Annotated in this window: 10 protein-coding genes and 2 pseudogenes; 6 read left to right on the top strand and 6 right to left on the bottom strand. The window is 64.5% G+C overall.

What is annotated here, in order from left to right:
- Window positions 1-78: 78 nt before the first annotated feature.
- Window positions 79-1,272, top strand: coding sequence for a methyl acetate hydrolase AcmB (locus ACVMDN_RS36170; RefSeq protein WP_057020890.1), 1,194 nt, complete (start codon window positions 79-81; stop codon window positions 1,270-1,272).
- A gap of 26 nt (window positions 1,273-1,298) precedes the next feature.
- Here the strand turns inward: ACVMDN_RS36170 and ACVMDN_RS36165 are convergent, their stop codons facing one another.
- Together ACVMDN_RS36165 and ACVMDN_RS36160 are read right to left on the bottom strand one after the other, a co-directional pair.
- Window positions 1,299-2,432 (bottom strand): threonine synthase, encoded by a 1,134-nt coding sequence (locus ACVMDN_RS36165; protein ID WP_076834581.1) that lies wholly within the window; start codon window positions 2,430-2,432, stop codon window positions 1,299-1,301.
- Between the two features lie 38 nt (window positions 2,433-2,470).
- A complete protein-coding gene (locus ACVMDN_RS36160; protein WP_456835924.1) occupies window positions 2,471-4,567 on the bottom strand; it encodes an acetoacetate--CoA ligase in 2,097 nt (698 codons plus the stop codon).
- Between the two features lie 132 nt (window positions 4,568-4,699).
- Here ACVMDN_RS36160 and ACVMDN_RS36155 point away from each other — a divergent pair, with 132 nt between their 5' ends.
- Complete coding sequence (locus ACVMDN_RS36155; protein WP_076834579.1) at window positions 4,700-5,701, top strand: glycoside hydrolase family 3 N-terminal domain-containing protein; 1,002 nt, start codon at window positions 4,700-4,702, stop codon at window positions 5,699-5,701.
- Between the two features lie 96 nt (window positions 5,702-5,797).
- Window positions 5,798-5,980, top strand: coding sequence for a hypothetical protein (locus ACVMDN_RS36150; protein ID WP_141342047.1), 183 nt, complete (start codon window positions 5,798-5,800; stop codon window positions 5,978-5,980).
- A 95-nt stretch (window positions 5,981-6,075) separates the two neighbouring features.
- On the opposite strand, the pseudogene ACVMDN_RS36145 reads toward ACVMDN_RS36150, so the two are convergent.
- A pseudogene (locus tag ACVMDN_RS36145) lies at window positions 6,076-6,440 on the bottom strand (hypothetical protein).
- Between ACVMDN_RS36145 and ACVMDN_RS36140 the strand changes: the two are divergent.
- Together ACVMDN_RS36140 and ACVMDN_RS36135 are read left to right on the top strand one after the other, a co-directional pair.
- Window positions 6,349-6,567: a hypothetical protein gene (locus ACVMDN_RS36140; RefSeq protein ID WP_456835931.1), complete on the top strand. Its 219-nt coding sequence runs from the start codon at window positions 6,349-6,351 to the stop codon at window positions 6,565-6,567. The pseudogene ACVMDN_RS36145 and the gene ACVMDN_RS36140 overlap by 92 nt on opposite strands.
- A gap of 503 nt (window positions 6,568-7,070) precedes the next feature.
- A complete protein-coding gene (locus ACVMDN_RS36135; protein ID WP_076834577.1) occupies window positions 7,071-7,673 on the top strand; it encodes a helix-turn-helix domain-containing protein in 603 nt (200 codons plus the stop codon).
- Between the two features lie 135 nt (window positions 7,674-7,808).
- On the opposite strand, the gene ACVMDN_RS36130 is transcribed toward ACVMDN_RS36135, so the two are convergent.
- The 3 genes from ACVMDN_RS36130 to ACVMDN_RS36120 form a co-directional block, all read right to left on the bottom strand.
- On the bottom strand, window positions 7,809-8,009 hold the full coding sequence (locus ACVMDN_RS36130) for a hypothetical protein (protein WP_244559010.1): 201 nt from the start codon (window positions 8,007-8,009) through the stop codon (window positions 7,809-7,811).
- 204 nt (window positions 8,010-8,213) lie between these two features.
- Window positions 8,214-8,933 carry a Crp/Fnr family transcriptional regulator gene (locus tag ACVMDN_RS36125; protein WP_057020884.1) on the bottom strand — a complete coding sequence of 240 codons (720 nt, stop codon included), beginning with the start codon at window positions 8,931-8,933 and terminating at the stop codon, window positions 8,214-8,216.
- Window positions 8,934-9,121: 188 nt separating this feature from the next.
- Complete coding sequence (locus ACVMDN_RS36120; RefSeq protein WP_375166541.1) at window positions 9,122-9,859, bottom strand: Crp/Fnr family transcriptional regulator; 738 nt, start codon at window positions 9,857-9,859, stop codon at window positions 9,122-9,124.
- A gap of 523 nt (window positions 9,860-10,382) precedes the next feature.
- Here ACVMDN_RS36120 and ACVMDN_RS36115 point away from each other — a divergent pair.
- Window positions 10,383-11,907 (top strand): annotated as a pseudogene (locus tag ACVMDN_RS36115) (flagellin N-terminal helical domain-containing protein).
- Window positions 11,908-12,036 lie beyond the last annotated feature (129 nt).

Below are 12,036 nucleotides of genomic sequence, written 5' to 3'. Positions count from 1 at the left end.
TTTCGACCGCGTAGCCGGATGGAGCGAAGCGTAATCCGGGCTGCGCGGGTCAACATCACAAAACACAGGAGGAAGACAATGAGCACGAATTTCAGTGCAGCCGCCGATGCAATCCTTGACGGCGTCGTGACTTCAAACCCGCGCGTTCCCGGCGTCGTTGCGATGGTGACCGACCGCCATCGCAACATCTATGAAGGTGCCGCCGGCAAGCGCCGCCTCGACCAGCCCGCCGATATGACGGCCGATAGCGTGTTCGCGATCTTCTCGACCACCAAGGCGATCACCGGGACGGCCGTCCTGCAGCTCGTCGAGGAAGGCAAGCTCGATCTCGACGCACCCGCCAGGACCTACGCGCCCGACATCGGCAAGCTCCAGGTGATCGAGGGTTTTGACGACAAGGGCGAGCCGCGGCTGCGTCCGCCGAAGCGCGACATCACCACCCGCATGCTGATGGTCCACAGCGCGGGTCTGAGCTACGACTTCATCAATCACACCTATAACCGGCTGGCGCAAGAGAAGGGGCAGCCCAGCGTCATCACGGCATCCAAGGCTTCGCTGATGACGCCGCTGCTGTTCGATCCAGGCGAGCGCTGGGAATACGGCACCAACATGGATTGGTGCGGCCAGATCGTCGAGGCCATCGCCGGCAGGCGGCTCGGCGAGGTCTTCAGGACGCGGATCTTCGAGCCGCTCGGGATCATGGACACGACGTTCGAGCTCACCGACGCGATGCGTCGCAAGCTCGCCGGCATCCACGCCCGCAACGCCGACGGCTCACTCACGCCGATGGATTTCGAGCTGCCGGCCAATCCCGAGATCCACATGGGCGGCCACGGGCTTTACGGCACCATCGGCGACTACATGCGATTCATCCGGATGTGGCTGAACGACGGCGCCGGCGAGCATGGGCGGGTCCTGAAGGCGGAGACCGTGCGGATGGCGGAGAAGAACCATCTCGGCAACAACAAGGTCACCGCGATCACCGGCGTGATCACCTCGCTCGCCAACGACGCCGAGTTCTTCCCCGGTCAGTCGAAATCCTGGGCGCTGAGCTTCATGATCAATGAGGAGCAGGCTCCGACCGGCCGCCCCGCCGGCGCGCTCGGCTGGGCTGGGCTGGCCAATTTGTTCTACTGGATCGATCGGCAGAACGGTTTTGGCGGATACTGGGCGACGCAGATCCTGCCGTTTGGCGATCCGACGTCCTTTATCGGCTACATCAATTTCGAGACCGCGTTCTACGAATCCCTGAGGCTGCGCAAGGCGGGATAGGGACAGCTCATCGAAGCGTGCCAAAGCTAGCTCGCTCCGAGCAGCTCCGTGATCAGCCCCGCCGCCTTGATCCCGGTGCCGCTGATGATGACGACGGTGCGCTCCGCCGGCCGGATCGCGCCGCGCGCCTTCAGGACATCGAGCGCGGCGGCGGCCGAGGCCGAGGTCGGCTCGACGAACAGACCGGTCTGCGCCAACCGCTTCAACGCGGCGACGATGCCGTCTTCGGGAATTGCGACGGTGCCGCCGCCGCTCTCCTTCAGTGCCGCGATCATCTGCTTCAGCCGCAGCGGATGCTTGATCGCGGTGCCCTCGGCGATGGTCTTGCGGACCGCGCGATCGACCGGCGTGTCGACGCCGGCGGCGAAGCTGGCATCGACCGGCGAGCAGTTGAGCGGCTGCGCCGCGAACAGGCGCGGCAGGCGCGCGATCTGCCCGGCCGCCAGCAGTTCCTTGAAGCCGATATAGCAGCCGAGCAGGCTGCTGCCGGCGCCGACCGGCATGATGACATTGTCGGGCGCGGTGAAGCCGAAATCTTCCCAGATCTCATAGGCCAGCGACTTGGTGCCCTGCAGGAAGAACGGTTGCCAGTTGTGGCTGGAGTAGAAGATCTGCTTCGACTGGCGGATCGCCTCTGCCTCGGATTCCTCGCGCGGGCCTTCGACCAGCTGCACCTCGGCACCGAAGGCGTGCATCTGCGCCACCTTCATCGGCGACGTCGTGGCCGGCGCAAGGATCCTGACCCGCATGCCGCCGGCCGCGCCATAGGCCGAGACCGACGCGCCGCCATTGCCGGAAGAGTCCTCCAGCACCGCATCGACGCCGAGCTGGCGCAGGAACGACAGCATCACCGTGGTACCGCGATCCTTGAAGCTTGCGGTCGGATTGAACCATTCGAGCTTGAAATGCGGCCGCAGATCATCCCACGCCTTCTCGACGGCTGGCGTGCAGCCTTCGCCCATCGTGATCGGCCGCCTGATCTCGACCGGCAGCGCCGCGCGGTAGCGCCACAGCGACCGCGTCGTGCGATCGATGTCGTCGCGGGAGATGCCCGGCAGCGGCGTTATCAGGAGCGGCTTGCCTTCGTCGGAGCACCAGCGCGGGATATCCAGCGGATAGAGCTTTCCGTTGAGCGGGTCGATGTAGCTGGGTGAAGGCATGTCGTGAAATCCCAAACGCGAGTGGCATTCAGCGGCCGTTACGCCGCACCGGCCTGCCTGCTCAGATAACTCTTTGCAAAATCGAGATACCAGTCGAGGAATCCTGGATTGGCCATCGCATCGCGATTGATGATCTTCTCGACGGGGTGGCCGAGCAGCAGCTTCTTGACCGGCAGCTCCTGCTTTTTGCCGGACAGCGTGCGCGGAATTTCCGCCACCACGAAGATGTCGTTGGGCAGGAAGCGGCGCGACAGCCCGGCCTCGACCGCCTTGTTGATCTTCGCCTTCATCGCGGCATCGAGCGCGATGCCCTCGCGCAGCACCACGAACAGCGGCATGTAGCTGTCGCGGCCGAGATATTCGAGGTCGACGACCATCGAATCCAGCACCTCCGGCAGCGCCTCGATCGCGGAATAGAGCTCGCTGGTGCCCATCCGCAAGCCATGGCGGTTGATGGTGGCGTCGCTGCGGCCATAGATCACGCAGGAGTCGTCGGGGTTGATCTTGAGCCAGTCGCCATGCCGCCACACCGGGCCGCGGCCACTTCCGTCGAAATTGTCGGGGTAGGTCTCGAAATAGCTGGAAAGGTAGCGCGCATTGCCGGGATCGTTCCAGAAGCGCAGCGGCATCGAGGGCAGCGGCTCGGTGCAGACGAGCTCGCCGACCTCGTCGATCACCGCGCGCCCCTGCTCGTCGAACGCTTCCACCGCGCAGCCGAGCAGGCGGCATTGCATGATGCCCGGCGTCTGCGGCAATTCGCGATTGCCGCCGATGAAGGCGCCGGCGAAGTCGGTGCCGCCGGAAATATTGGCCCACCACATATCGGCCTGCGCGGCGTTGCCGTTCTGCTTCGCAAGCGCGGCGAAGCGCTCGTTGAACCAGGCCTGGGTGTCGGCGCTGAGCGGCGAGCCGGTCGAGCCGAGCGTGCGCAGGCCGGAGAGGTCGCCGACGGCAGCGAGATCGATTTCCGCCTTGGTGCAATTGGCAAAGAACGCCGCCCCTGCGCCGAAGAAGGTGGCCTTGGCGTCGGCGACGAAGCGCCACAGCGTGGTCCAGTCGGGCTTGTCCTTGGTGCCGCCGGGACTGCCGTCGAAAATGCAGCAGGTCGTGCCGTTGAGCAGGCCGTTGGCCTGGCAATTCCACATGATCCAGCCGGTCGAAGAGTACCAGTGGAAGCGTTCGCCGAACGAGTTTGGCTGATAGCTGCAGCCGATGTCGTTGTGCAGGGTCGAGAGCGGCAGCGCCACGACGATGATGCCGCCATGGCTGTGCAGGATCGGTTTCGGCAATCCGGTGGTGCCTGAGGAATAGACGATCCAGAGCGGATGATCGAACGGCAGCCATTCCGGCTCGAAGGCGTCGATCTCCGCACTCCGGCCCGCGAGGATCGCTGACAATCGCGTCTCGGACGGCGCGGCGTCGCTGTGCAGGATGACATGCTGCACGGTCGGCAGCGCGCGCCGCAATTCCTCGATCACACCTTGCCGGTCGTGGCGGCGGCCGGCATAGGTCACGGCGTCGCAGGCGATCAGCACCTTCGGCTCGATCTGCTTGAAGCGATCGATCACCGCGGGTGCCGCCATGTCAGGCGCGCAGACGCTCCAGACCGCGCCCAGGCTCGCGGTCGCGAGGAACGCGATGATCGTCTCGGGAATGTTCGGCAAGTAGGCGGCGACGCGATCGCCGGCGCGCACGCCGTTGGCCTTCAGATGCAGCGCCAGCGCTGCCGATTTGCGCTGCAGCTCGGGCCAGCTCGTCTCCGAGAGCTTGCCGTCCTCGCCGCTCGAGATCAGGGCCGGCAGGCCTGCGGCATGCGCCGGCGCGACGTGGCGGAAGACCTGGCGCGCGTAATTCACCGAAGCGCCGGGAAACCACACCGCGCCCGGCATCTTGCGCTCGGCCAGCACCGCCGAATGCGGCGTCGGCGAGCGCAGGTCGAAATAATCCCACACGCTCTGCCAGAAGGCGTCGATATCGGTGACCGACCAGCGCCGCATCGCCTCGAAATCCGCAAATTCAAGGCCGCGCGTCTGCTTCAGCCATTGGCGGTAAAGAGCCATTTGCGGGACGTAAGCTGCTGTCATGGGCGGTTTCCGAAAGTCCTTGTGTCGTGGCGGGCGACCGAGGCCCGCCAGCGTGTCTTAACATAGTGATGCGAGCACGGGGAACGCAGTCGAGCAGCAAGCTGCGTCATATTCTTACCGCCGCCGCAGCGTGCTATCCCATCGGGCGCGGCTGATTCCATGCGGCAACTGAATCGAGCGGCCATGTCCGTCGGCGAACTCTTCATTCTCGGCTTTTACGGCAAGGTCGTTCCGCCCTGGCTGAAGGAATTTGCCGCGCAGTTCGGGCTCGGCGGGGTAATCCTGTTCGACTATTCCTGCCAGACCCGGCAGTATGACAACAACATCGCCTCGCCCGCGCAGGTGCAGTCGCTCTGCGCCGAGATCGCGGCGCTGCCGTCGCGGCCGCTGGTCTTCATCGACCAGGAGGGCGGCCTGGTGCGCCGGCTCAAGGACAGCTGCGGTTTTCAGCCGCTGCCGAGCGCGAAGGAGTTCAACCTGCTCGCGCGCGCGGAAAAGCAGACGGTGCTGGCCGCAAGCTACGGCGAGCTGCGCCGGCTCGGCATCCGCTACAATTTCGCGCCTGTCATCGACGTCGACTACAATCCCGACAATCCCAACATCGGCAGGATCAAGCGGTCCTATTCGCCCGATATCGGTGAGGTCGAGGCCAATGCCCGGCTGGTCGACGCTGCGGCGCGGCAGGCGGGAGTAGGCCTCTGCCTGAAGCATTTTCCGGGCATCGGCGGTGCAAGCGTCGATTCGCACCTGGAGTTCATGGACATTTCCGATGCGCTGCGTCCCGAGCAGGAGGAGCTGTTCTACGCGTTGGCGCCGCGCACCTATGGCGATGCGGTGCTGGTCAGCCACGCCATTGTCCGGCAGTGGGACGCGCAGCGTCCGATGACATTGTCATCGGCCGGGCTCGGCCGGCTTCGCCGTCGTCTGCCCGAGACGCTGCTGATCACCGACGACATGCAGATGCAGGGGCTGCAGAAGGCGCTCGGCACAAGCGCGGCCAGCCTGCAGTCGATCGCCGCCGGCATGGACATGATCTGCATCGGCAACAATCTGTTCGACCAGGAGCAGGGGATGGCCGGCATCGCCGCGGCGGTCGCGGGTGCGGTGCAGGATGGATCACTCGATCAGGCCGCGGTGCGGCGATCCATTGCGCGCGTGCAAAAGCGCAAGGCGCTGTTCGCCTGACGGCGTTGAACCAAATTTTGCGTCGGGCGACCACAAGGTGTGGAACCAAATTTCATTGCCGCGATTTAACAATGACGCTCATCGGGGCTGACAACCATGAAGATGCTCAAGCGTCTCTTCCGATTGACCTGGCTACGTCGGGCCGCACGCAAACCAGCCGATTTTCCGCCTGCCTCCATCGATCCTGACGAATTCAGCCGCCTGCTTTGCAGCGGGCGCGCCGAGGATTTGCGGATACTGGCAAAGCGATTGAGCCAGCGCTCGCGGGCCCACGCATAGGCGGTGGATCGGATCCAATCGCTAGCCTGGTCTTCGGCCAAAACCGGCAAGTCCGGCGCGCGGCCCTGACTCGGCATCGGTCTCGATGCGACCGGCTACTGCTTTGCTTTTTCATGATTGCCGATCCCGACCGCCTTGTAGTCGTAGGTCGGGTAGAACTCGGTGTGGTAGGCGCCCCAGGCGCTGTTCTCGATGACGCGGTTGACCTCGCGCAGCCGCGATGCCGGCAACCGCAGCGTCACCACCTGGCCGATCCCCATCATCACGTACCAGCTGACGACCTCGACACCCTCGGGCGGAAACGCCTTGTAGAAGCTTGCCGCTCAAGCTGGGCATTGAGCTCACCGAGCGGTCGTGACTGATCATGCTTGAAGAAGATGGTGAGCATGACCGCGGTGTCGGGCGTCGGCGTTGCATCGCTGGTCGGCGGGGTCTGGGCCTGCGCGCCTGCGCTAAGCAGCAGTGCCGCGGCGAGCGCCGCAATCGTCATCAAGGAAATCCAGGATCCGTTCCGCCCTCGCTTCATGGCCGCGCCCTTATTGCTGATCGAGAGGCGGCGATCATCGCGACGCCTGCCGGGGCTGTAAATTGACATTCGCCTGATCCGGTGCCTGCCCGACGCTTCTCGGTTGATGTGAACCGTCTCATAGGTGCGCGCGCCCGCGTGCGGTATGCCGGGGCCATCCCGATGCCCAGAGGGATGATCGATGACGACCCGGCGAATGGCGTATTGGTGGTTCAGGTTCGTTCTTTCGGGGCGGTTCCTGCAGAAATTCCTTCGGCTCCGGCGCCCCTGAGGCGCCGGGCCGCGAATTCCGGCCTTTTTCAATCCGGAACCAGGGGGGCCGGAAATGGCTGCCCGAACCGTTGAAGGTCGATGCCCGGCGGAGAATCCCGCCGGTGGCAGCCTCGCCCATCCGTCCCGTAAGAATACTGTAATTCGACTCAAATATGCGAGGTTTGTTGCCAAATCAGCGGTAATCTGCACCTGCTTGGCAGGTCGGGGCCCGAGGTCACAGTTGCGTCACCCGTAGTTCTACGGAGTCCCGCGTTAACGCGGCCACAAGTTCACCTTTGGTAAACCATACTTATGACGCAACATGACAACCGAGCCGAGGCGCGCCTTCCGGCATGGACGGGTGGAACCGCGACGCTCGAGCCGCAGTCGCTTGACACTCAGGGACCCGCAGGGCCGCGGCCGCAGGCGGACGCCGGTGCCGCGATCGTCCGGCAGTTCAATGGGCCGGTGACGGCGCTGCTGCTCTATATGAACGAACTCAAGCAGCACAGTCAGCAATTCGCGCACGCGCCCGGCAACGGCGTCTATCTGCGGCAGGTGATCGAGAACGCGCTCGAGCAGACCGAGCGCGTGTCCGCGATGCTGAAGCAGATTTCCGACCTCTATCCCAATGCCGTCCCGGCCGCAGACCTCAAGCCGCCGGGCGACGACAAGCCGGCAGGCTCCCGGTCGCCGGATGTCGTGTTCGCACCGGAAGCCGGCCGCAAGCCATTGACCAAGCGCGAGCGTGAAGTGCTAAGCCTGATCAGCGACGGCTATTCCAACAAGCAGGGCGCGCTGCGGATGAACATCAGCCCGCGCACGTTCGAGAGCCATCGCGCCGAGGCGATGCGCAAGCTCGGGGCGCGCAACACCGCCGACCTCGTCCGCAAGGCCTTGCTGCATTCGGCATAGAGCGTTTTCAAGCGAAGTGGTTCGCGCAAAGAAGACGCGTCAAAACTGAAAACCAGAGCCCCGTTCCGATACCATCGGAATGGGGCTCTGAGCGGTGTTCGGTTCGTTAGGACCCGGTTCTCAGAAATCGTCTTTTCAGAAATCGTCTTCCGCGGCGAAGCACAGGCGCGGTGCGAGCCGCGCGGCCGTCGCGGATGCCTTCGGTTCATCCGGAACGATCGTGACCACCCATGCCGCGGTCGCGCCAGACCTGCTTTCGACGATCGCGCGCACGCGTCCCGTGACGATCGCGCCGGCCGACCGTATGGTGGCGGTCCGGCCGTTGAACTGGGCCATGCGGAAGCGCCGGGCTTCCTTCCGGTCGGTCGTCTGGTACGTGAACATCGGCTCCCCCGTGCGTCCACGTGAATGTGAGGAAACAGCGTTATCCGACGATGAAAATCGCACGCCGTAGAAGTACGGCTTGCACAGCGGTCAGAGCGCTTTTGAGCGAAGCGGGTGCCGGCTTGCGCGAAGAAGACGCGGCAAAAACAACAAACTCTAACGGCCGACTTCCTGACAATTCAGCAGTCCGGCATATTGCGCCTTGACCGCGGCGTAGCATTCGCACGCCGTCTTGATCAGCCCATCCGCGTTGGTGATCTCGATGTGCCCGCGGCTGTAGTGGATGAAATTGGCCTGTTGCAGGGTATGCGCGACCAGCGACACGCTGTTGCGGCGCGCGCCGATCATCTGCGCCATCGCCTCCTGCGTCAGGACGATCTTGTTGCTGCCGGAGAGATCGCGCGTGTGCAGCAGGCATCGCGCCAGCCGTGACTCCACGGTGTGCGCGGCGTTGCAGCCGGCGGTCTGCTGGATCTGGGCATAGACGGCGAGCCCGTGCCGGATCAATCTCGCGCGAAGCGTCGGGCTCTGGCCGGCAGCTGCGCGCAACGGCTCGAGTTCCACGGTCGAGGCGACGCCGGGCACCAGCACCGTGGCGTTGTTGAGGACAGGCCCTTCGACGAGCGGGGCGAATGCGCCATAGATGCTGTCGCGGCCGACCATCGCGACCTGCACGCGCTCGCCTCTAGCCAGCTTGACCACCAGCGAGATCACGCCCTTGTGCGGCATGTATGTCCGCTTGAGCATCTCGTCGGTCTCGACCAGGACCGAATCGGCCGCGAGGTCGACCGTCCGCAGATGCGGCCGAATCAATTCGAAATCGCTCGCCGAGAGCGACGCCAGGAATCCGTTGGGTGATCGAGGAACCGTTTCCAAAGCAACCTCCAGCCTGCCGGCAAAGCTTGTCTCTGGGCCCAGGGCTGACGTGCGGCTGGACGTCCTTGCAACCTATTCTGGCACGCCAGGGTTCCAATGGAAACATGTCTTGGTTCCAATAGGAATAGACCTATCGCCGCACATTCGGGTTGTCTGCTCGATCACAGTTGGGGCTGGCGGCGCGCCAGTCAGTCTTCCGGCCCGATCAATTGTTCGGCGTGCGCCTTGACCGTCGTATAGCATTCACACGCCGCCTTCCGCAGGCCGTCGATATCGGTGATCTCGATATGACCGCGGCTGTAACGCAGGATGCCGGCCTGCTGAAACCCATGTGCGACAATCGAAACCGCATTGCGCCGGACGCCGATCATCTGCGCCAGCATCTCCTGGGTTAGCGGCAACGCCTCGCTGCCGCACAGATCGCGTGCGCGCAGCAGCCATCGTGACAGCCGTGCCTCCACCGGATGCGAAACATTGCAGGCGACGGATTGTTGCGTCTGCGCCATCAGCGCCTGCTCATAGAGCGCGACCAGGGTCCGGAAATCCGCGCTGCGATTTGCTGCCTCGCGGAAATCCTCCGCCCGCATCATCGAGGCTGAGCCTGGCACCACGACAATCGCATCGGCAAGCAGCGGCCGCTCGTGCAGGGCGGCAGACGCGCCCACGACGCCGTCGCGACCGACGGTTGCAATCTCGACAGATTGCCCGTCGGACAGATTGATCATCATCGAGACCACGCCGCTATGCGGAAAATAAACCCGCTGCACCGGCGCGCCGGCATCGGCGAGCGCCGTTTCCTTGGTCAGGTCGACGGGTTCCAGGAGGGGATGAAGTTGCGCGTACTCCGTGGGGGGAAGTGCTTGCAACAGACGATTGGGCGGACGCGATACCGCGGACATTGCTGCTCCTGCCGAGGGCGGGAGCACTACGGTCTCGCATCACCTACTCTTGGCGTGTGGAAGGACTGCGAACATAGCTTGCCTGTCCAATTGCACAAGGGTTGTGGTGTTGAAACTATACCCTCTGGAGGGCAGACGGCGTGGCCGCCGCCGGGACCGGTGATCGACGTCGATCCGCGCGGCGCGAGATCCCAGCGCGACTTTATCTCTCATTTATTGATTTCCATTAACTCTGTTCCTCGCTGGACTTTGCATCGTGGTGACCTGCAACGCCGGCTATCGACGCGCCGGGCCTGCCGCGCCGGGATGTCGCAAGTCCTGCACATGCGCAGGAAATTCACGGCCATGACGTCGGTCCGGCGCCGACCGCGCGCTGCCGCGGCCAGCCATCGCGCCGGCCGCCCGTCGAATCACCGGCAAGGCCGTCCTGGGTATTTGTACGGACCAGCCCTTTAACGAACGGGTAGCGCGGACGGACCAGTGTGACGTGGGTCGCCGTGCGAAATTTACGGCGTCGCGTCAATCGTGTTCATCCAGAAGGGTATCCAGTATGTCCGGCATCGTTCTTTCGGCATCGGTCCGTCAAAACCTGCTTTCGCTGCAGTCGACCGCTGACCTGCTCGCCACCACGCAGAACCGCTTGTCCACCGGCAAGAAGGTCAACACTGCTCTCGACAATCCGACCAACTTCTTCACGGCGCAGTCGCTCGACAACCGCGCCAGCGACATCAACAACCTCCTGGACGGTATCGGCAACGGCGTGCAGGTGCTGCAGGCCGCCAACACCGGCATCACCTCGCTGCAGAAGCTCGTCGACAGCGCCAAGTCGGTCGCCAACCAGGCCCTGCAGGCCGCCGTCGGCTATTCCGCGAAGTCGTCGGTGACGACCGCCGCGATCCCCGGCGCGACCGCCGACAACCTGCTCGGCACCGCGACCCCGACCAATGCGACCCTCACCAGCACCGCCGCCTATACCGGCATCGACCTCACCGCGGCCGGCGCGAACCTGACGTTCCAGATCAACAGCCAGACTGTGACCTTGAACTCGGGCACGAACTACTCCGCCACCCAGGTTCGCGATGCGATCAACACGCAGGTCGGCGCCAGCGCCAAGGTCGCCGCCTCGATCGACGGCACCGGCAAGCTGGTCCTGACCAGCACCAACACCGCCGGCACCGGCGACACGCTCACCGTCGGTACGTTCAGCTCGGGCGACGCGACGCAGCTCGGCCTCCCGGCCGGTGCTACGGCAACCGCAACCGGCACGGCTGGCGCGAGCCCGCTGGACACCCTCACGCTGACCATCGGCGCAACCGGCAACGGCACCGCGACCAACATCACCTTCGGCACCGGTGCCGGCAAGGTGAAGTCCCTCAACGACCTGAACGCCGCGCTGGCGGCCAACAACCTGCAGGCCTCGCTCAGTGCGGCCGGTGCGCTCACCATCAGCACCACCAACGATGCCGCTTCGGCGACCATCGGCACGATTGGCGGCACGGCGGCCGGCGCCGGCAAGCTGTTCAACGGCCTTGCGGGCAGCGCTCCGGTGCAGGACCCGACTGCGCTGGCGAACCGCGCCAACCTGGTCAACCAGTACAACAACATCCTGGACCAGATCACCACGACCGCCCAGGACGCGTCGTACAACGGCATCAACCTGCTCAATGGCGATCAGCTCAAGCTGACCTTCAACGAGACGGGCTCCTCGACGCTGAAGATCCAGGGCGTGACCTTCGACGCCACCGGGCCTCAACCTCACCAAGCTGACCGCCGGCACGGACTTCGTGGACAACGCTTCGGCCAACGCGACGCTGAAGACGCTGAACAGCGCGAGCGGCCTGCTGCGCACCCAGGCTTCGACCCTTGGTTCGAACCTGTCGATCGTGCAGATCCGCCAGGACTTCTCGAAGAACCTGATCAACGTGCTGCAGACCGGCTCGTCCAACCTGACGCTGGCAGACACCAACGAGGAAGCGGCCAACAGCCAGGCGCTGTCGACCCGCCAGTCGATCGCGGTGTCCGCGCTGGCGCTGGCCAACCAGTCGCAGCAGAGCGTGCTGCAGCTGCTCCGCTAAGCGTAGCGGCGACAGACATCGACTATCGGGGCGGCGGAGGAAACTCCGCCGCCTTTTCTTTGGCGCTTAGCCATCCCGCCGGCTTCAACCAATGAGCGATCGCGTTCGGATGCAGGCGGTCGTCATGTC

The organism is Bradyrhizobium sp. USDA 4510 (assembly GCF_054059095.1).
The sequence above is the reverse complement of the archived record's forward strand: the minus strand, read 5'-3'. Positions and strand labels throughout refer to the sequence as shown.

Excerpts from the sequence above, each read along its gene's own strand:
- ACVMDN_RS36165 (WP_076834581.1), bottom strand. The coding sequence starts at position 2,432 with ATGCCTTCACCCAGCTACATCGACCCGCTCAACGGAAAGCTCTATCCG.
- ACVMDN_RS36130 (WP_244559010.1), bottom strand. The coding sequence starts at position 8,009 with ATGGCCCAGTTCAACGGCCGGACCGCCACCATACGGTCGGCCGGCGCG.
- ACVMDN_RS36170 (WP_057020890.1), top strand. The coding sequence starts at position 79 with ATGAGCACGAATTTCAGTGCAGCCGCCGATGCAATCCTTGACGGCGTC.
- ACVMDN_RS36150 (WP_141342047.1), top strand. The coding sequence starts at position 5,798 with ATGAAGATGCTCAAGCGTCTCTTCCGATTGACCTGGCTACGTCGGGCC.
- ACVMDN_RS36135 (WP_076834577.1), top strand. The coding sequence starts at position 7,071 with ATGACGCAACATGACAACCGAGCCGAGGCGCGCCTTCCGGCATGGACG.
- ACVMDN_RS36155 (WP_076834579.1), top strand. The coding sequence starts at position 4,700 with ATGTCCGTCGGCGAACTCTTCATTCTCGGCTTTTACGGCAAGGTCGTT.